Consider the following 19,473-nt stretch of genomic DNA (forward strand, 5'->3'; position numbering starts at 1 on the left):
GGGGCCTCAGCTTCTGTTCTCGGGCGCGTCAGTTGCGGTGTGCCGTCATGTGGCGCATCAGGACTTCCTGGGTGGCCTGGGCCCGGGGGACCTCACCGGTCAGGCGGCCCTGGGCCATCGTGTAGATCCGGTCGCACATGCCGATCAGCTCCGGCAGTTCGGAGGAGATGAAGAGCACGGCCTTGCCCTGGGCGGCGAGCTGGTCGATGACGGTGTAGATCTCGTACTTGGCGCCGACGTCGATGCCCCGCGTCGGCTCGTCGAGGATCAGCACCTCGGGGTCGGCGTGGATCCACTTGCTCAGGACGACCTTCTGCTGGTTGCCGCCGGACAGGCGGCCCACCTGCTCGAAGACGGTGGGGGCCTTGATGTTCATCGTCCTGCGGTAGCGCTCGGCGACGGACCGCTCGTGGTGGGCGTCCACGAGACCCGCGACCCCGCGACGCCGCATGCCCGGCAGCGAGGCCAGGGAGATGTTGCGGTTGATGTTGTCGATGAGGTTCAGGCCGTACTGCTTGCGGTCCTCGGTGACGTACGCGATGCCCGCGTCGACGGCGGCGGGCACCGTCTTCGTGGAGACCTCACGCCCGCCGACGCTGACGGTCCCGGCGACGTAACTCCCGTAGGAGCGGCCGAATACGGACATCGCCAGCTCGGTGCGGCCAGCGCCCATCAGACCGGCGATGCCGACGATCTCGCCGCGCCGCACGGTCAGGGACACGTCGTCGACCACCGTGCGCTGGTGGTCGACGGGGTGCCGGACCGTCCAGCCCTCGACGGAGAGCGCGAGGGTGCCCGCGTCCTCGCCCGCGTAGACGGTGCGGTCGGGGAAGCGGTGGTCGAGGTCGCGGCCGACCATGCCGCGGATGATGCGGTCCTCGGACAGCCGCGGTTCGGCGTCCGGCGTCTCCCGGACCGTCAGGGTCTCGATCGTCTGGCCGTCGCGCAGGATCGTCACCGAGTCGGCGATGTGCCGGATCTCGTTCAGCTTGTGCGAGATGATGATGCTGGCGATGCCCTGCTCGCGCAGCTCCAGGATGAGATCGAGGAGCTTGGCGCTGTCCTCGTCGTTGAGCGCGGCCGTCGGCTCGTCGAGGATGAGCAGCTTCACCTCCTTGGACAGGGCCTTGGCGATCTCCACCAGCTGCTGCTTGCCCACGCCGATGTCGGCGACCGGCGTCGACGGCTTCTCGCTCAGGCCGACCCGCTTGAGCAGGGCGCTCGCCCGGCGCAGCGTGCCGTTCCAGTCGATGAGGCCGCGCGTGGCCTGCTCGTTGCCGAGGAAGATGTTCTCCGCGATCGACAGATACGGGACGAGCGCCAGCTCCTGATGGATGATCACGATGCCGTGCCGCTCGCTGGCGCGGATGTCCTTGAAGGCCACCGGCTCGCCCTCGAAGCGGATCTCGCCGTCGTAGCTGCCGTGCTCGTGCACGCCGCTGAGGACCTTCATCAGCGTCGACTTGCCCGCGCCGTTCTCGCCGCAGACGGCGTGGATCTCCCCGGGGCGCACGGTCAGATGCACGTCTGAGAGCGCCTTGACCCCGGGGAAGGTCTTGGTGATCCCGCGCATCTCCAGGACGGGCCGCGTCACTTGAGCTGTCCCGCCTTGAAGTACCCCTCGTCGACGAGGAGCTGGGTGTTGGACTTGTCGACGCTGACCGGGTCCAGGAGGAAGGACGGCACGGTCTTCTTGCCGTTGTCGTAGTCCGTGGTGTTGTTGACCTTCACCTTCTTGTCGTTCAGGACGGCGTCGCCCATCGCCACGGTCCGCTTGGCGAGCTTGCGGGTGTCCTTGAAGACGGTCTGCGTCTGCTCGCCGCGGTTGATGGACTTCACCGACGCCAGCTCCGCGTCCTGCCCGGTGATGACCGGCAGCGGCTGGTCCTTGGAGCCGTACCCGGCGCTCTTCAGCGCGGAGATGATGCCGATCGAGATCCCGTCGTAGGGAGAGAGGACCGCGTCGACCCGGGCCGAGCCGTAGTTCTTGCTGATCAGGTCGTCCATGCGCTTCTGCGCGGTGCCGCCGTCCCAGTCCAGCGTGGTGGCCTGGTTCATCCTCGTCTGCTTGCTGCGGACGACCAGCTGGCCGGTCCTGAAGTACGGCTGGAGCACCTTCATGGCGCCGTTCCAGAAGTACTTGGTGTTGTTGTCGTTCGGCGAGCCCGCGAACAGCTCGATGTTGTGCTTGTCGCCGCCCTTCTCGGGCTTGCCGAGCCGGAGCTTCTTGACGATGTACTGGGCCTGGAGGCGGCCGACGCGCTCGTTGTCGAACGACGCGTAGTAGTCGACGTTCTCCGTGCCGAGGATGAGGCGGTCGTACGAGATCACGGGGATGCCCGCGTCGTGCGCGCGGCGCAGGACCTCGGTGAGCGCCGAGCCGTCGATGGCGGCGACCACCAGGAGGCTGCGCCCCTTGGTGATCATGTTCTCCAGCTGGGCGATCTGGTTCTCGACCTTGTTGTCGCCGTACTGCAGATCGGTCTTGTAACCGGCCTTGTGGAACTGCTTGGCCATGTTCTCGCCGTCGGCTATCCACCGCTCGGAGGCCTTGGTGGGCATGGCCAGGCCGATGGTGGCGCCCTTGCCCGTGTCCGGCTTGTAGCGGCTGCCGCCCTCGGCCTCCTGGCCGCAGGCGGTGAGGCTGAGGGCGAGCAGCGCGGCGCTCGCCGTGGTGAGGAGTGTGCGGGTGCGCATGGGTCAGTTCCCTTCCGGGACGGGGAAGCGCTCCAGGTCGCCCGGGAGGCGCGAGCCGAGCGGCGACAGGCCGCCGTCCGCGCCGTGCCGGGCGAGCAGGTCGAGGACGAGCCGCCCGCGCCGCACCCGCTCGCGGGCGGTGGCGAGGGTGTGCTCGCGCAGGTGGGCGCCGTACGGGTAGATGCCGGGCGACTTGCTGAGGCCGAACTTCACGTACAGCGGGGCGCCGCGCCGGATCAGCTCGGCGACCTCGTACATGCGGACGTAGCCGCCGAGGTCGTCGGGCGCCTCGACGTACATGTCCATCGGCGCCCGGCTCACCCGGCGGATCTCGGTGAGGTGATCGAGCGTCAGGTCCGAGGGCACGTTGAGGGAGTCGGCGCCGAGCCGCTCGTACACCGCGAACGAGGCCGGGTTCACCGGGCCCGTCAGGGCCGACAGTTTGAACGTGGTGTCGGCGGGCAGCAGGCCCGCCGCGCGCAGCCGGTGCAGCGTCCACAGCACGCCCTCGTCGGCGACGAGCAGGCAGCGCACGCCGAGCTCGGTGGCGCGCAGGGCGTCCTCGACGCATCCGGCGAGCGCGTCGTGGCCCCGGGCGCGCAGGCCCGCGCCGCCGGAGTCGGTGCGCGTGGAGGCGCCGGTGTCCCAGGTGCCGCGCGGCCCGGTGAACAGGCACAGCTCGATCTCACGCGCGGCGCAGGACTCCACCATCTCCGTGATCTCGGTGTCGGTGAGCATCCACACGCCGCTGCCCTGGCTGACCCGGTGCACGGGCACGTCGAGGCGCGCGCTCTCCTTCAGCACGACGGCCAGGGCCTCGGGGCCCTCCACGGAGGGGATCTCGGTGCGCCAGGTGCCGCCGTCGGGGAACGCGTACGGCGACGCGTCGGCCGGGTCGAGCGCCGGAACGGCGTGCCCGATGCGGGCGAGGGTGTCGACGCCGGGGCGCCGGGGGGCCGATGGGGTGGACGGGGTGGCCAACTGGGCTCCTCGGTTCAGTTCATTCGATATGTCGAACGTTGTGCGGAGTGGTGGGTGTGCGCCGGTACGGGGCCCTCAAGTGCGCCCGTACCGGCGCACGGTCAATGGACCCGGCTAGGGGTGGAGCAGGACCTTCCCGGTCTTCGGGTCGCCGCCGCCGACCAGCGCCACCGCCTCGCCGAACTCCTCCAGGGGGAATTCGTGGGTGATGAGGGCCGCCGGGTCGAGCAGGCCCGCGCCGAAGGCGCGTACCGCGTCCGACCAGGCCGCCGACGGCGCGCCGAAGATACTGCGGATCTCCAGCTGACTCAGGGACAGATGCACCGGGTCGATGCCCGCGGCACCGGGCGTGAACATCCCGGTGAGGACCACGCGGCCGCCGCGGCGCGCGAGCAGGCAGGACGACGCCGCGGTGGGCGGCGCGCCCGCGGTCTCCACCACCAGGTCGTAGCGCCCCTGGACGGCCTGGGCGTCCTCGGGGGTGAGGGCCGCGGTCGCGCCGAAGTCCCGCGCCTGCTCGCCACGTGCCGCCCGGGGGTCGACGACCGCCAGCTCGGCGGGGGACGACGCGGCGAGCAGCTGCACGGCGAGCATCCCGAGGGTGCCCGCGCCGACCACGGCGATCCGCTCGCCGGAGCGGGGCCGGGCCGCCCGGGTGGCGGCCGCGACGACGGCGGCGGGCTCCAGGAGGGCCGCGGCCCGCAGGTCCGCGTCGTCCGCCAGCGGGTGCAGGAGCCGCGCGGGGACGGTGAGGTGGTCGGCGAACGCGCCCGGCTCGGTGAAGCCCGTCTCCGCGTACCCGCTGGTGCACAGGCTGGTCTCCCCGCACCGGCAGCGCTCGCACGTCCCGCAGGCCCGGAAGCCCTCGGCCACGGTCTTCCGCCCGAGGAGCCCGGTGTCGACGCCGTCGCCGACGGCCACGACGGTCCCGGCCCACTCGTGCCCGGGCGTCACCGGGTACCGCACGTACGCGGCGTCGCGGTGGCCGTCGTACACCTCGCGGTCACTCATGCAGATCCCGGCGGCGGCGACGCGCACCAGGACCTCGCCGGGGCCGGGCTCGGGCACGTCGCGGCGCACCAGGCGGTGCTGTCCGGGCCGGTCGACGACGACGGCGCGGCTTGAGCCTTCCGGGCCGCTCACTTCGGAGCCCTCTTCTCCCAGCCCTCGGCCCACAGGTCGAACCGCGCCCGCTGCTGCGGGAACTCCGCCGCCGCGTCGACGTCGAGCTCGACGCCGAGGCCGGGGGCGTGCGAGATCTCGAAGCAGCCGGTCTCCGGGTCGACGCGCGGGGCGCCCCGGACCACCTTCTTGATCTCCGCGTCCGCGAAGTCGTTGAAGTGTTCCAGGACCTTGAAGTTGGGCGTGCAGGCGGCGAGTTGGAGGGATGCCGCGGTGAGCACCGAGCCGCCGACGTTGTGCGGCGCGACCAGCGTGTAGTGCGTCTCGGCGGTGGCGGCCAGCTTGCGGGCCTCCAGGATGCCGCCGATGTGGCCGAGGTCCGGCTGGATGATGTCGGCGGCCTGCGACTCGAAGAGCTCGCGGAACTCGATCCGGTCGTGGATGCGCTCGCCCGTCGCGACGGGCACGTCCACCTTCTCCGCCACCTTCGCGAGCGCCTTGAGGTTCTCCGGCGGCACCGGCTCCTCCAGCCACGCGGGCCGGAAGGGCGCGAGCTCCCGGGCGAGCCGGACCGCCGTGGACGGCGAGAACCGGCCGTGCATCTCCAGCATCAGCTCGGCGTCGGGACCGATGGCGTCGCGCACCGCCTCGATCAGGGACACCGCGTACCGGCTCTGCTCGGCGTCGAGTTCGAAGTGCCCGGTCCCGAACGGGTCGATCTTCAGGGCGCGGTAGCCGCGCGCCATGACCTCCTGGGCGGCCTTGTGGTAGGCCTCCGGGGTGCGCTCGGTGGTGTACCAGCCGTTGGCGTACGCCTTGACGCGGTCGGTCACCTTCCCGCCGAGCAGCTGCCACACCGGCACGCCGAGGGCCTTGCCCTTGATGTCCCAGCAGGCCATCTCCACGACCGCGATGCCGGACATCACGATCTCCCCGGCCCGCCCGTAGTCGCCGTACTTCATCCTGCGGACGAGGTCCTCCACCGCGAACGGGTCCGACCCCGCGATGTGGTTGGCCTCCGCTTCGCGCAGATAGCCGAGCAGGGCGTCGGTGTGGCCCAGCATGCGGGTCTCACCGACCCCCGTGAGGCCCTCGTCCGTGTGGACGAGCACATAGGTGAGGTTGCGCCAGGGGGTCCCGACGACATGAGTGCTGATTCCCGTGATGCGCACGGCAGTTGCCCCTAAAGTGCGTGGGTTTCGGAGGAGGACAGGCCGATGATGTTCGAAATTTCGTGGTGCGTTCGAAATCGTGGCGTGACCGTAAAGGGCCACTCTCGGAGGTGTCAATGGGTCGCGCACGGAGCCGTGCGGCGAGACCATTGCCTGACCAATACCGCTACGCATAGCCTATGTTCGCCATACCGGCCATTGGTCGGAGTACCGAACGTAGAAGGTGGGTGGACGGCATGGGACGCCTTGTCCCCGCGGTGACCAGGGCTTTCGACATACTGGAACTGTTCCTGGACGGCGACGGCACCCTGTCCGCGCCGGAGGTCACCCGCAAGCTCCAACTGCCGCGCACCACCGTGCACGAGCTGCTCACGACGCTCGCCGCGCGCTCCTATCTGGCGCCGGTCCCCGAGCAGCCGGGGCGCTACCGCCTCGGCGTGCGCACCTACCAACTGGGCAGCCGGTACGCGGAGCAGCTCGACCTCGCCGCCGAGGGGCAGCGCGTCGCGCGGGAGGTCGCCGAGGCCTGCGACGAGACGGTGCACGTGGCGATCCTGGAGGACGCGGACGTCATCTACATCGCGAAGGCCGACTCCACGCACGCCGTCCGCATGGTCTCCGCCGCGGGCCGCCGCCTGCCCGCGCACTGCACGGCGGTCGGCAAGATGCTGCTCGCCTCGCTGCCCCCGGCCGAGCTCGACGCCCGGATCGCGGACCACGAGCTGACGGCGATGACCCCCGACAGCCTCACCGAGCACAGCGCGCTGCGCGCCGACCTGGCCGCGATCCGCGAGCGCGGCATCGCCACCGAGCACCGCGAGTCCAACCCGGACGTCAGCTGTGTGGCCGCGCCCGTGCGCGACCGTGCGGGACGCGTGGTCGCCGCGCTCTCCGTCTCCGTACCGATGATCCGCTGGAGCGAGGGCCGTGAGGCGGACCTCGCCGAGCTCGCCGCGAAGGGCGCGGGTGACCTCTCCGCGCGCCTCGGCCACCGGGGCGCGCGATGAGCCGCCCGGCGGCCGACGTCGCCGTCCCCGCGGCGGCGGAGCTCGGCGAGGGCCCCACCTGGGACGCGGCCACGGAACGGCTGCTCTGGGTGGACATCCTCGGCTCGCGCGTGCACACGTACGACCCCTCGTCCGGCCGCCGTACGGTCCTGGCCACCGAGCAGCACGTCGGCGCGGCCAAGCCGCGCGCGGGCGGCGGACTCGTGGTGAACCTGCGCGACGGCGTGGGCCGCTACACCCCCGACGGCGCCTTCTCCTGGCTCGTCCACGACCCCGTGCCCGGCCGCAGGGGCAACGACGCGGCGATCGCGCCCGACGGCTCCCTGTGGGCGGGCACCATGCGCTACGACGAGGCGCCCGGCGGCGGCCACCTCGTCCGCGTCGCACCCGACGGCTCCACGACCGAGCTGTTCGCCGAGGTGGCCGTCAGCAACGGCATCGGGTGGAGCCCGGACGGCACGCTCGCGTACTACGTGGACAGCCCCACCCGGCGGATCGACGTCTGCCGCATGCGGGGACACCTCCCCGGCCCGCGACGGGAGTTCATCACCATCGAACAGCGCGGGGGCTTCCCCGACGGCCTGACCGTCGACGCCGAGGGCTGTGTCTGGGTGGCGCTCTGGGACGGCGCCCAGATCCGCCGCTACACCCCCGCCGGCACCCTCGACCGGGTCATCGACCTCCCCGTACCCCGCCCCACGGCCTGCGCCTTCGGCGGCCCCGGCCTGCGCGACCTGTACATCACCACGGCCCGCGTCGGCCACCACCGCCCCCACCCACTGGCAGGCTCGGTCCTCGTGGTGCCCGGGGCGGGGGAGGGCTTGGCGGGGACGCCGTTCGCGGGCTAGCGGGCCGGGTCGGCGCTTAGGACGCTTCTCCCGGCCCGGCGCTTACGACGCGTCGCCCGGCCCGGCGGCGAAGACGCGGCTCAGGAGGTCGTGCAGGGCGGCGCGCTCCGCGTCGTCGAGGGTGTCCAGGCCCGCGAGCGTGGTGCGCATGTTGGCGCGGATCGCGTCGATGACGCGCTCGCCCTCGGCGGTCAGGACGACGTTCTTGACGCGCCGGTCTCCGGGGCTTGGCTCGCGGCGCACCAGGTCACGCTTCTCCAGGCGGTCGACGATCCCCGTCATGTTCGAAGCGTCGCAGGCCAGGATCCCGGCGAGGACGCGCATCGCGGCCGGGCCGCGGCGCAGCACGCTCAGGGTCTTGCCCTGGCTGGCCGTGAGGTGCTCGCGGGCGGCCGCGGCCGTGAAGTCGCCGTAGTAGGCGCCGAGCGACACCGAGAGCAGCTCCATCAGCTGGCCGGTGCCGACGCGTGGAGATTCTGGCATGGGCCCATCTTACGCCCTAAAACTTGACCATCTCAAACAATGGCCCTTACAGTGATGTGGTTGCTTGAGGTTCTCAAGTTTCTAGGTTCTTAAGCAGTTGGGAAGAGATTCCGTGTCTCACGCACATCACACGGGGACGTCACGCCCCTCGGGGCAGACCTCGATCATCCTGGTCCTGGGGCTCGCCGCCATGGTCGTATCGATGATGCAGACCCTGGTCGTCCCGATCCTGTCGATCATCCAGAACGATCTCGGTGCCACCACGGCCAACGTCAGCTGGGTGACCACGGCCACGCTCCTGTCCGCCGCCGTCTTCACCCCGCTCCTCGGCCGCTTCGGCGACCAGCACGGCAAGAAGCCCACGCTCGTCGGCGTGCTCCTGGTGATGATCGCGGGCTCGGTGCTCGCCGCCACCACGACCTCGCTGACCTGGCTGATCGTCGGCCGCGTGATGCAGGGAGCGGCGACCGCGATCTTCCCGCTCGCCCTGTCCGTGCTGCGTGAGGAGATCAAGCCGGAGAAGCTGCACGGGGCGATGGCCCTGGTCAGCGGCACGCTCGCGTTCGGCAGCGGTCTCGCCCTGGTCGGTGCGGGCCTCCTCACCCAGGGTGACGACCCCGACTACCACCGGGTCTTCTGGCTCGCGGTCGTGCTCGCCGTGGTGGCGCTCGTCGGTGTGATCTTCGTCGTGCCCGCCTCCCGCTCCAAGACGGGCGGCAGGACCGACTGGCTGGGCGCGCTCACCCTGGCGCTGCTCCTCGTCCTGCTGCTCCTGCCGATCTCGCAGGGCCACGAGTGGGGCTGGACGTCGGGCCGTACGCTCGGCTCCTTCGCCGGGGCGGTCGTGATGGCGGGCGTGTGGGTCCTCACCGAGAACCGGGTCAAGGAGCCGATGGTGGACATGAAGATGTTCACGCACCGCCCCGTGCTCTTCACCAACCTGGCGGGCCTGCTGCTCGGCTTCGCGATGTTCGCCCAGTTCATCGGCGTCTCGTACCTCGTGCAGATGCCCGAGGACGTGGCCGGGTACGGCTTCGGCGCCTCGGTGCTCGGCGCCTCCGTCGTCTATCTGCTGCCGACCACGCTCGTCTCCCTGGTCGGCGCCCAGTTCGGCGGCGTCCTGGTGCGCCGGATCGGGGCGCGCGTCACGCTCGCCGTCGGCGCGGCCTTCGGCGTCCTCGGCTTCGCCTGGCTGACCCTGGCCCACGACACCACCGCCTCCGTGATCGGCGCGGGCATGGTCGTCGGCCTGGCGATCAGCTTCGGCTACGCCTCCATGCCCGCGCTCATCGTCGCCAGCGTCCCGGCCCACCAGACCGGCATCGCCAACGGCATCAACTCGATCTCCCGCTCGGTGGGCAGCGCCATCGCGAGCGCGATGATCACCACCCTCCTCGCGTCGAAGACCATCAAGCTGCCCGCCGGGATGCCCGCGCTGCCCGAGGAGAGCCAGTTCACCCTGAGCTTCGCCATCGCGGGCGGGGCGTTCCTCCTGGTGGTGGCGGTCGCCCTGGTCGGCCTGCGGGCGGCGCACGCGCCGCGTGCGCAGGCGCTCACGAAGGTGGCGGAGCCGGAGCCGGAGCGCGCCGCGGTCTGAACCGCCTTACGCCCCTCGCCGTGTCCGGCGCCCGCTCAGACCTGGCCGTGTCCGGCGTCCGAGCGGGCGCCGAACATCTCGGCGACGATGCGGGCGGCGTGGTCCGCGAGGTAGAAGTGGTCACCGGGGAACACCCGGGTGAAGAAGTCGCCGCCGAGGCTCGCCTCGCGCCACGCCTCCGCGTCCCGCGTGGTCACCTCGGAGTCCTGGTCGCCGGTGAACACCCCGATCGGGCAGCGGAGCCGGGCGCCGAGGTCCGGGCGGTAGGTCTCGATGAGGCGGTAGTCGGCGCGGACCGCGGGCAGCACCATCTCGCGCAGCTCCGGCTCGTCCAGGAGGCGCGGGTCGGTGCCGCCCAGCTCCTTCATCTTCCCGACGAACTGCTCCTCGGGCAGCAGGTGCACCGTGCCGCGGCGCTTGCGGCTCGGGCCCTCGTGCCCGGAGACGAAGAGCCGCCGCGGCGCGGGCCCCGTCCCGGCCTCCAGGCGCAACGCGGTCTCCCAGGCGAGCGCGGCGCCCATGCTGTGCCCGAAGAGGATCAGCTCGCGGTCGGCGCGTATGCCGGTGCGCAGCACCTCCGCGACGGCGTTGGCCAGGTCGGCCATCGTGGCGATCGGCCGCTCCCCGAGCCGGTCCTGGCGGCCCGGGTACTGCAGCGCGACCAGCTCCACGTGCTGCGGCAGCAGCGGGGCCCAGGGCGTGAAGAAGGACGCGGTCCCGCCCGCGTGCGGGAAGCACACCAGGGTGGTCCGCGCGGCAGGGCGCGGCTGCGGGCGCCGCAGCCAGCGGGCCGCGGTGTCCTCGGCGCGGGGGGTCGTCGTCCTCGGTTCGATGGTCATCAGCACTCCGTCAGGGCGGGAATCGGTCGGGCCGCGGTTCTCGTGGTCGCCCGCGTGACGCAACCAGAACCGGGGCGGACGCCGCAACCTCGATGTGCGCCGCACGTCGGGCCGGGTTCCCTACCCGGCTCGGCCGCCGGATATCCGCGGCGGTCTGTCCGGTTGCCCGGACGGTCGGCGGGCGCGGGCCCGCTCAGGCGTCGGGGGCGCCGTCCAGGGCCTCCCGCAGCCAGGCGACCTCGGCGCGGTTGGCGGCCCGCGCGGTGAGGAGCATGCCGCGGCGGTAGGGGTCCTCGACCTCCTCGGCGCGCAGCGGGCGGTCGCCGTCGTAGAAGAAGCTGGCGGGGGTCTCCAGGAACTCCAGGCGCCGCCGCAGGACCGCGTGCTGCTGCGCGGTGTCGGGCAGCAGCGAGAGGAACGCCAGGACGGTGAAGAACCGCGTGGAGTCGGTGATCTCGTGCGGCGCGGGGTCGCGCAGCCACGCCAGGAGCCGCTCGCGCCCGGCGTCGTTGAGCGTCAGCACCTGCCGCCTGGTGGCCGCCGCGCCCGGCTCGCTGTGCCGCCCGAGCAGCCCGCGCCCGACGAGCCGGTTGATCGCCGGATACAGACTCCCGTCACTCACCGGCCGCGTGTGCCCGGAGAGCCGCTCGACCCGACGCCGCAGCTCATACCCGTGCAACGGCCCTTCGGCGAGGCTTCCCAGGATCGCTAGCTCCAACACGGGGTCATGGTCGCACAGGAGTGGGCTATACCTCGAACCGAGGGAGTGCGCTGGGTGATTATTGGTCAGGTTTGCTCGATGGTTCCGCGTCTGGGCCGTATCGGCAGAATGCCTGATGCCTCGGCACCAACGGTCACAGCGCCGCTTCGGGCGGCAAGTACGACCTGTGCACCAACGCCTACTTCAACCGCAGCTCCGACGTCGCGGACTGGAAGGTCCACAAGGCCCAGAGCTGACCCCCGCAAGGGCGAACACCCCCGCGGCCGCGAGGGTGCGTCAGTCGTCGTAGTGGATGGCCCCGTCCTCGTCCATCGTCGGGTGCAGCTTCATCGGGTCGGTCGTCTCCACGTCCGAGGGGCGGGCGGGCTCGGGGCCGTCGGGGCCGAAGCGGACCATGCGTTCCACGCGGCAGATGCGGAAGCACTGGTCGCGGACGACGACCTCGTTGGCGCGGCCCGCCGACTTGAAGCGTTCGGCGGCGTGGGCGAACGCGGCGCGGTCGGCCTCGTCGAGGTCGTACAGGAGCGGCCAGAACTCGGTCAGACCGTGCACGAGCAGGCGGCGGGCGTCGTGCGGGGTCGGCATGAGGGCGCCGCGCGGCCGCCAGCGTTCGCCGCGGCGCTCCGCGACCCCGAAGCTGACGGGCAGGAGCACCACCTCCGGATAGTCCCGCACGGCCCGACGCGCCTCCTCGCGGATCGCCGGGGGACAGTCGTCGCCCGCGTACGTGAAGCCGCGCAGCGCCAGTCTCAGCGCGCCCGCCATGACGCCGCTGTCGCGGCCGGGGGCGAGGGCGAAGCCCGCGTCGTGGGAGGGCGGCGAGGGCCGCTGGTCCCACGAGGGGACGGTGGGTTCCGGGTCGGTGGGGCGCGGGGGTTCGAGGCCGTCGTCACCGGCGCGCGCGAACTCCTCGCCGCGCACGACGCGGTAGCGGGTGCCGAGGACGGTGACCTCGTTCACCCGCTCCCGCTCCAGGCGGGCCACGGCGGCGAGCAGGGCCCGGCGCTCGGCCCGGCTGTCCGCGTCGTCCTTCGCCCTGAACCACAGCAGGGAGTTGAGCCCGTCCCGGGCCTGCTGCGGCGTGCCGTCCATCACGTCGTTGAGGAGCCGCCAGTCCGTCTCGTCGCCCGGCTCGCGCGCGGCGAGCCCGAACACCGGGCCGCGCACGGCGAGATGGGGATAGAGGTACGAGGCGTCCAGGGCGTCGGCCTCGCTGACCCACGCGGCCGGGTCGTCGCGGCGTACCAACTCGGAGTGGAGCGCGTCGATCTGCCGCTTCCAGTCGTCAGACATGGGCGCCATTGTTCCGGGTGACGGCCCGTCGGGTGGGCGGTGTCACGCGAGAGCATGATGAATCCGTCGATCGCTTGGCAGCGGGGCGGCTGTGCCCTATAGGGGTCCGCCGCCCCTGCCCCGGCGGTCGCGTGCGGACCGGCACCTCGGCGGGCTGCCCGCTAGGCGTCCCGGCGGAACAGGCCCGCCCACAGGAAGGGCTCGCCGAAGTGCGGCGACTCGGGCGGCTCGGCGCGCATCCGGCGCAGCTCGACCTCCGTCAGGTCGGCGAAGATCCAGCGCAGCGACTCGGCGGAGTACGCGAGGCCGCCGTGCAGCCGCGCCTGCCGGTAGAAGTCGGTGTCGGACAGCTCCGAGCCCATGCCGCCCACCGCGAAGCAGGTCAGCGCCAGATGGCCGCCGGGCGCAAGCACCCGGTCGAGCAGCGCGAGATAGCTGACGCGCCGGTGCGGCGGCAGATGGTGGAAGCAGCCCGAGTCGACGACCAGGTCGTAGGGGCCGGGCAGGACGTCCGGGCCGAGCGCGAAGGCGTCGCCGTGGTGGAAGCGCACGTCGGCCCCGGCCTCGCGGGCCCGCTCCCCGGCCCAGGCGAGCGCTGCCGGTGACAGGTCGACGGCGTCCACCGTGAAGCCGCGCGCGGCCAGGTGGAGCGCGTTGCGGCCCGGGCCGCAGCCGAGGTCGAGGGCGCGGCCGGGCTGGATGAGCCCGGAGTCCAGGTGCGCGGCCAGGTGTGCGTCGGGCTTGTCCACGAAGAACGGCACCGGCTTGGACCGGTCGGTGTAGAACCCGTCCCACCAGTCGGCCGCGCCCGCCGTCCAGCGGTCGGCCTCCGGCGCGAACAGGCCGTCCATGAGCTCCAGTACGTCCTCGACACTGCGGAGGTGCCGCTCGGCCGCACGTGCGTTCCGGTCCATCCGATCCCCTTTCGCGATGTCCCTGGACAGTACCGTCGAGCGCTACGAAATCCCAGGTCAGACGGCATGAGGCGAACGCGCGTACGGGCGTGTGCGGGGCGTGGACGGACCGGGCGGCGGGGGCTGTGCGGTCCGCCCCGGACGCCCGGGGGCGGCCCCGCACAGGGCCGTCACGGGCCTGTTTCGGCCGCCTTCGGAGCCAGTTCCTGAACGGGTTCGCGGGCGTCGGCCGCGGGGGCCCGTACCGTGCGGTCGCGACGGTCCCAGAGGCTCAGGACGGGAGTGGCCATCAGCGTCGTGACGAGCGCGACGACCACGAGCATCGAGAACATCCGCTGCGTCACGATGCCCGCGGAGAGCCCGACGTTGATGGCGATGAGCTGCATCAGGCCGCGCGCGTTCATCAGGGTGCCCACGCGCAGCGCGACCCCCCGCTCCTCGCCGACGGCCCGTGCGGCCAGCCAGCACGCGCCGAACTTGCCCAGGACGGCGGCGGCCACGCACGCGGCCGTGACGAGCAGCAGCGTCGGACCGGTGAGCAGGCCGAAGTCGGTGTTGAGGCCCGAGTACGTGAAGAACAGCGGCAGGAAGACGATCTGGCCCGCGGGCGCGAGCGCGCCGACCGCGCGGTCCACCGCGGCGCAGCGCGGGAAGACCACGCCGAGGCTGAACGCCCCGAAGACGGCGTACAGGCCGATCGTGTCCGTGTACCAGGCGGCGAGGAACAGCGTGAGGACGACGAGCAGCAGCGCCCGCTCGGGGGCGAGCCGCTCCAGGCGGCGCGCGATCGGCTCCCGGGCGCGCAGCAGCAGCGCGAGCATCAGGAACAGGCCGAGCGTCCCGGCCACCGCCTTGGCGAACGGCCCCGCGCTGTCCTGCGACAGGCTCAGGACACCGGCGAGCAGCACCCACGCGACGGCGTCGTCGACGGCGCCCGCGGCCAGCGAGATGGAGCCGAACCTGGTACCCGTCAGGCCGCGTTCGGTGATGATCCGGGCCAGCATCGGGAACGCCGTGATGGCCAGGGCGACCCCCACGAACAGACAGGAGACCGGCACCGGGGCGCCACCGGGCAGGATGTCGACGGAACGGTGCACGGCCCACGCCAGACCGGTGCCGAGCGCGAGCGGTACGACCATGCCCGCGGCCGAGATCACCCCGGCCGCCCGGGCCACCGGCCGCAGCCGGTCGGCGCGCAGCTCGTACCCGGCCTGGAACATGAAGACGACCAAGCCGATCTGCCCGGCCACGAAGAGCACCGGGCGCAGCGCGTCGGGGAACAGCTCCTCCTCGACGCCGGGCGCGACAAGGCCGAGCAGGGACGGCCCGAGCAGCACCCCGGCGACCATCTCGCCGACGACGGGCGGCTGCCCCAGGCCGCGCAGCGCGAGCGCGGTGATCCGGCAGGTCACGAGGATCACCACGACGGCGAGGAAGAAGGCGGGGCCGAGCTCGGTGGTGGACATGGTCCGCGCCCTTCGGCTCGGGACGGCTGGGGACGGTGGGCCTCACGTGGGCCCCGGTCAGGCCTCAGTCAGGCGGATGGGGACACCCGGGAGCGCCCGGGCCGGGGTGCGCGGCGAGCGGTCGCCCCTCGGTGTCGTGGGTCGCGAAGTACGTCGTGGCGAGCCGGTGGCGGCGGGCGTCGAGCACCATCCAGGTGCCGAGCACGAGCTGTGCCGGTGCCCGCCCGACGTCCTCGAGGCGGTCCCTGACCCGCAGGAACGCGCGGGCGCCGCGCGCCCACGGCCGGGGCAGCGGCCGCCCGCGCCGCACCAGGAGGCAAGGCGCCCGGTGCGGGATGGACCGTGTGTGGGAGACCGCCGAGTCGAGCGCGTAGCGGCGCAGCACCTCCCGCGCGGCCGCGCGCATCACGAGAGGCGCGAGCCGCCAGGCCGGGCACGGCCGGTTGGCGGCGACGCCGAAGGGGATGTGGTGGGCCTCCTTGGCCGTGCGCGTCTCCCAGCGGTGCGGCGCGAAGACGTCCGGGTCCGCGTACCCGGTGGCGTGGTAGGCGGGGTAGCTGAAGCAGAGCACCGATCCGGCGGGCAGCGTGGGGCCGTCGCCGAGCGTGATGTCGGCCGTGGTGACGCGGTGGGCGACGCCGAAGAGGGGGTAGAGCCGGAACGTCTCGTCGATGACGTGGTCCAGATAGCGGTCGTCGTCCGGCGCGCGCGCCACGCGGTCCTGTACGTCGTGGTGTTCGGCGAGGGCGAGCAGCAGATGGGCCATCGCCTCGGAGAGCTGCACCACGGCCGTGTTGAAGAACGTGCCCTGGAGGTAGTACGCCCGCTCGCGCGCGGTCAGGGAGCGCGGCAGCGCGTGCGGCACGGCTCCGGCGGCGACGCGGCGCGCCAGGTACCGGGTGAGGCGGTGCCTGCGCCGCATGTGGCGCGGGCGGGTGCACTTGAGCGCGCTCACCACGTCGTCGGCGTGGTCGGTGATCAGGCGGCGCACCCCGGGCGGGCACGGCTCGTGGAAGACGCGCTCGTGGAAGAACTCCGCCCACACGGGCATCATCAGGTCGCGCAGCCGCACGAGGGTGGCCCGGCCCGTCCCCAGTTCGTCGAGGACGGCGGCGGTGCAGCGGGTCGCGGCGCGCGAGAGGTCCGCGGCGGGCCCGGCGAGGATCGCCAGCGTGGTGCGGGCCACCTCGTCGTAGCGCGGACCGGCCTCCAGGTGCTCCTGGTGGACGTCGGAGCCGGGCGCGAGCCAGTACCAGAACAGGTCGGACAGGGCGGCTCCCCGGCTGCGGCCGCCCGCCGCCGGATGCCCGTACAGCTCCTCGAACCGGTCGGGCCCCACCTGCTCGCCCGGGACCGTGACCCCCTCGCCGCCCCCGAGCCGCGCGAAGATCCGCATCCGCAGCGCGACGACCGCGGACGGCAGCCAGTACGGCGACGACAGCGCGGCGAGCCCGGCGGCGGCCGCCCCGGCGCGGAACCTCATCGCCCCTGCCCCGCCCGCTCGCCCGGCCCCGTCGGCGGCGGCCACGCCCTGGTGACGACCATGTCGGCGGTCAGGTCGGCAGGACCGCGCCCGCCGCACAGGGTGAGGACGTGGTCGAAGTCCGCGCGCAGCAGCTCGATGACCTCCCGCACGCCCGCCTCGCCGTCCGCCGCGAGGCCCCACAGCACGGGCCTGCCCACCCCGACCGCCGTGGCGCCGAGCGCGAGCGCGGCCGCGACGTCGGCTCCGGAGCGGACCCCGCCGTCGAGCAGCACGGGCACGCGCCCCGCGACCGCCGCGGCGACGCGCGGCAGCGCGCGGACGGCTCCCGGCGCCGCGTCGAGCTGGCGGCCGCCGTGGTTGGACACCCAGATGGCGTCCACACCTTCGTCGACGGCGGTACGCGCGTCCAGCGGGTGCAGCACTCCCTTGAGGACCACGGGCAGGTGCGTGAGGTCGCGCAGTCGGCGCAGGTGCCGCCAGGTGAACTCCGGTGACATGGCGATGGGCAGGGTGCCGCCCGGCGGTGTGCCGGGCAGGTCGCGCAGGTTCTCGGGCGCCAGGTCCGGCGGCAGGTCGTGGAAGCCGTTGCGCTCGTCGCGGGCGCGGCGGCCGAAGACCGGGGTGTCCACGGTGACCACCAGGGCCGTGCAGCCCGCCTTCTCGGCGCGGCGCACGAGGGCGGTCGTGACGTCGTCGTCCGGGTGGAAGGAGACCTGGAACCACACGGCGGCGTCCGCGCGCACGGCCCGCGCCGCGGCCACCACGTCGGCGACGGCCACCGTGGCCGCCATGCTGGTCACCAGGACGGTCCCGGCCCGCGCGGCGGCGCGGGCGGTGGCGCGCTCGCCGTCGGGGTGGGCCAGGCGGTGGAAGGCGGTGGGGGAGACGACGACCGGCAGCGAGGCCCGGTCGCCGAGCAGTGCGACGCCGGTGTCCCTCCGGTCGTTGCCGCGCAGGACCCGGGGCAGCAGGGCCAGTTCGGCGAAGGCGCGTTCGTTGTCGGCGAGGGCGGTCTCGGCTCCGCAGCCCCCGGCGTAGTAGTCGTAGTGGACGGGGTCGAGCGCGGCGCGGGCGCGGTCGTGGAGCTCGTCGATGCGGGACATCAGGCGCGGCCCGCGCTCTCCCGCGCGAGGTGGTCGCGCAGGAAGGCCAGGAGCGGGGCGCGGTGGACCTCCTCGCTGTCCCACTCGTTCTCCAGGTTCTCGGTGAGGTGGTGCTCGGCCTGGAGCTCCCCGGCGCGAAAGGCCCGGACGACGGGGTGCAGATAGCGGCCGTCGAGTCCCGTGGTGTCGCGCTGCCCGACGCGGCCTGTCCCGATGTCGAACGGGTCGACGCGGTCGTGGTCGGCGCCGTACTCCAAGGTGATGGCGTAGTACTCCGTCACCTCGCCGAAGTGCCCCTGCGCGACCGCGCGGTGGAGGTGGTCGACCGGCACTTCCTCGCGGTAGCGCAGGCCGCCGTCGGTGCCGACGAGCAGGGCGTCGGCCAGGAAGCCGAACTGCTGCCACAGCGCGGAGGTGCGGTTGACGCGCGCGAGCACGGCGTCCGCGGCCGCCGCCGCGGTGGCCGGAAGCTCCCTGCCCGGCCAGGGGACGCCGTGGTAGCGGTGTTCCAGGATGCGGTGCAACGCCCGGACGCCGTAGCGGAATCCGTGGATGAATCCGCTGGTCGATTTCTTGAAGTCCCGCACCTGCGTGAGCGTCCCCGCGAAGAACAGGTCCGGCACGTCGACGGATTCCCAGGCGTCGGTCTGCGCCGGAAACCGGTCGTTGACGGTAAGGCGTGGACGGCATTCCGGGGCGAAGAGGGACGCGTCGAAGCGGAATCCAGTGGCGAGAATGACGCGGTCGTACGGAATCTCCTTGACCACTTCGTCGACCCGGGCGAAGCTCACCGCGGCCAGGTACGTGCCGTCGGGCTGCTTGCGCAGGGACAGGACCCGGCCGTCGAGGAGCGCGTTCTGCGATTTGAGCTGGTAGGTGTCCAGGAAATTGTTGTTCACCGCCCGCAGATGTCCCACGAAGTGCGTCTGCCACGCCATGCGCAGCGAACCGGGCCCGGCGAGATGGATGACCGCGGCCGTCTCGATCAGGTTGTCCGCCGTCTCGAAGCCGGAATTGCCGCGCCCGATGATCAGCACCCGCTGGCCCGTGAAGTCATCCGGGTCGACCGACACCTCGTCGTACCGCTCGGCGGTCTCGACGCCCTCGATGTCCCGAGGGATGTAAGGCTGGCTCACGCCGGTGGCCACGATCAGGCGCCGGGCGCGCAGGACGCCGCCGTCGGCCGTGCGGACGGTGAAGGCGCCGGTCCCCACGGGCGGCCCTGGCCTGCTGATCTCGGTGACCCGGGTGGCGTACCGGACGTTCAGGCGGTGCGTCGCGGCGAAGTCCGCCAGGTAGCCGACCATGTCGTCGGCGGCCGGGAAGTAGCGCGGGGTGCGCTCGGTGAACAGCGGAGCGCCCTCGTCCGTCAGGAGCGAGTTCCAGTCGGTGCGCAGCCTGAGCTCGGGGTCGTCCCAGCCGGTGTGCACCTTGTTGATCGAAATGAGTTTCCGGTGGCGCGGGAAACGCGTGAAGAACGTTCCCGGAGCCGTTCCGGACTCGACGACGAGATAGTTGCGGCCGGAGCGGTCAAGGAAATATCCGGCCTGGAGTCCCGCGGGTCCCGCGCCGACTATCAAGTAGTCAATCAAGCCACCGTCAGACACGCCTTGCTCCCGTCTCCGGTGAGCGTCGCCGACGTCCCCGGTGAGAGGCTTGAACGAGCGGATACATCACGGTAGTTGATACTTCAAGTGGGCCGCCAGATCGCTTCAGTGTGGCGTGCGTCACAGGGAATGGGGGC

At 72.5% G+C, this 19,473-nt stretch carries 17 protein-coding genes; 3 read left to right on the forward strand and 14 right to left on the reverse strand.

Annotation, left to right across the window (positions count from 1 at the left end; genetic code table 11):
- Nucleotides 1-28 precede the first annotated feature (28 nt).
- The 5 genes from mmsA to ACIG3E_RS26585 all read right to left on the reverse strand — a co-directional run bounded on the left by mmsA (nucleotide 29) and on the right by ACIG3E_RS26585 (nucleotide 5,972).
- Nucleotides 29-1,573, reverse strand: a complete 1,545-nt coding sequence (gene mmsA / locus ACIG3E_RS26565; RefSeq protein WP_399621451.1) for a multiple monosaccharide ABC transporter ATP-binding protein — start codon at nucleotides 1,571-1,573, stop codon at nucleotides 29-31.
- Between the two features lie 17 nt (nucleotides 1,574-1,590).
- Nucleotides 1,591-2,697, reverse strand: coding sequence for a multiple monosaccharide ABC transporter substrate-binding protein (gene chvE / locus ACIG3E_RS26570; RefSeq protein ID WP_399621209.1), 1,107 nt, complete (start codon nucleotides 2,695-2,697; stop codon nucleotides 1,591-1,593).
- A 3-nt stretch (nucleotides 2,698-2,700) separates the two neighbouring features.
- Nucleotides 2,701-3,678, reverse strand: a complete 978-nt coding sequence (locus tag ACIG3E_RS26575; RefSeq protein ID WP_399621211.1) for a hypothetical protein — start codon at nucleotides 3,676-3,678, stop codon at nucleotides 2,701-2,703.
- 114 nt (nucleotides 3,679-3,792) lie between these two features.
- Entirely contained in the window at nucleotides 3,793-4,821 is a 1,029-nt protein-coding gene (locus ACIG3E_RS26580) for a zinc-binding dehydrogenase (RefSeq protein ID WP_399621213.1), read from the reverse strand.
- Nucleotides 4,818-5,972, reverse strand: a complete 1,155-nt coding sequence (locus ACIG3E_RS26585) for a mandelate racemase/muconate lactonizing enzyme family protein (RefSeq protein ID WP_399621215.1) — start codon at nucleotides 5,970-5,972, stop codon at nucleotides 4,818-4,820. The genes ACIG3E_RS26580 and ACIG3E_RS26585 overlap by 4 nt, the downstream gene beginning before the upstream one ends.
- A 236-nt stretch (nucleotides 5,973-6,208) precedes the next feature.
- Here ACIG3E_RS26585 and ACIG3E_RS26590 point away from each other — a divergent pair, with 236 nt between their 5' ends.
- Nucleotides 6,209-6,979: an IclR family transcriptional regulator gene (locus tag ACIG3E_RS26590; protein WP_399621217.1), complete on the forward strand. Its 771-nt coding sequence runs from the start codon at nucleotides 6,209-6,211 to the stop codon at nucleotides 6,977-6,979.
- Complete coding sequence (locus tag ACIG3E_RS26595; RefSeq protein WP_399621220.1) at nucleotides 6,976-7,827, forward strand: SMP-30/gluconolactonase/LRE family protein; 852 nt, start codon at nucleotides 6,976-6,978, stop codon at nucleotides 7,825-7,827. Before ACIG3E_RS26590 ends, ACIG3E_RS26595 begins: the two co-directional genes overlap by 4 nt.
- 42 nt (nucleotides 7,828-7,869) lie before the next feature.
- Here the strand turns inward: ACIG3E_RS26595 and ACIG3E_RS26600 are convergent, their stop codons facing one another.
- The gene (locus ACIG3E_RS26600; RefSeq protein ID WP_399621222.1) at nucleotides 7,870-8,310 is read right to left on the reverse strand and encodes a MarR family winged helix-turn-helix transcriptional regulator; all 441 of its coding nucleotides are present in this window, start codon (nucleotides 8,308-8,310) and stop codon (nucleotides 7,870-7,872) included.
- Nucleotides 8,311-8,422: 112 nt separating this feature from the next.
- On the opposite strand from ACIG3E_RS26600, the gene ACIG3E_RS26605 reads away from it, so the two are divergent.
- Nucleotides 8,423-9,907, forward strand: a complete 1,485-nt coding sequence (locus ACIG3E_RS26605; RefSeq protein WP_399621224.1) for an MFS transporter — start codon at nucleotides 8,423-8,425, stop codon at nucleotides 9,905-9,907.
- Nucleotides 9,908-9,942: 35 nt separating this feature from the next.
- Here the strand turns inward: ACIG3E_RS26605 and ACIG3E_RS26610 are convergent, their stop codons facing one another.
- The 8 genes from ACIG3E_RS26610 to ACIG3E_RS26645 form a co-directional block, all read right to left on the reverse strand.
- Nucleotides 9,943-10,746, reverse strand: coding sequence for a thioesterase II family protein (locus ACIG3E_RS26610; protein ID WP_399621226.1), 804 nt, complete (start codon nucleotides 10,744-10,746; stop codon nucleotides 9,943-9,945).
- Nucleotides 10,747-10,939: 193 nt separating this feature from the next.
- Nucleotides 10,940-11,467 carry a PadR family transcriptional regulator gene (locus ACIG3E_RS26615; protein ID WP_399621228.1) on the reverse strand — a complete coding sequence of 176 codons (528 nt, stop codon included), beginning with the start codon at nucleotides 11,465-11,467 and terminating at the stop codon, nucleotides 10,940-10,942.
- A 276-nt stretch (nucleotides 11,468-11,743) separates the two neighbouring features.
- Nucleotides 11,744-12,760, reverse strand: coding sequence for a DUF5954 family protein (locus ACIG3E_RS26620; protein ID WP_399621230.1), 1,017 nt, complete (start codon nucleotides 12,758-12,760; stop codon nucleotides 11,744-11,746).
- Nucleotides 12,761-12,921: 161 nt separating this feature from the next.
- Nucleotides 12,922-13,674, reverse strand: a complete 753-nt coding sequence (locus ACIG3E_RS26625) for a class I SAM-dependent methyltransferase (RefSeq protein WP_399621232.1) — start codon at nucleotides 13,672-13,674, stop codon at nucleotides 12,922-12,924.
- Between the two features lie 170 nt (nucleotides 13,675-13,844).
- Entirely contained in the window at nucleotides 13,845-15,140 is a 1,296-nt protein-coding gene (locus ACIG3E_RS26630; RefSeq protein ID WP_399621234.1) for a cation:proton antiporter, read from the reverse strand.
- Between the two features lie 64 nt (nucleotides 15,141-15,204).
- Nucleotides 15,205-16,623 (reverse strand): cytochrome P450, encoded by a 1,419-nt coding sequence (locus ACIG3E_RS26635; protein WP_399621237.1) that lies wholly within the window; start codon nucleotides 16,621-16,623, stop codon nucleotides 15,205-15,207.
- Complete coding sequence (locus ACIG3E_RS26640; RefSeq protein ID WP_399621239.1) at nucleotides 16,620-17,729, reverse strand: alpha-hydroxy acid oxidase; 1,110 nt, start codon at nucleotides 17,727-17,729, stop codon at nucleotides 16,620-16,622. Before ACIG3E_RS26640 ends, ACIG3E_RS26635 begins: the two co-directional genes overlap by 4 nt.
- A complete protein-coding gene (locus ACIG3E_RS26645; RefSeq protein ID WP_399621242.1) occupies nucleotides 17,729-19,336 on the reverse strand; it encodes an NAD(P)-binding domain-containing protein in 1,608 nt (535 codons plus the stop codon). Before ACIG3E_RS26645 ends, ACIG3E_RS26640 begins: the two co-directional genes overlap by 1 nt.
- Nucleotides 19,337-19,473 lie beyond the last annotated feature (137 nt).

Source organism: Streptomyces sp. NPDC053474 (assembly GCF_044544845.1).
Classification (GTDB): Bacteria; Actinomycetota; Actinomycetes; order Streptomycetales; family Streptomycetaceae; genus Streptomyces.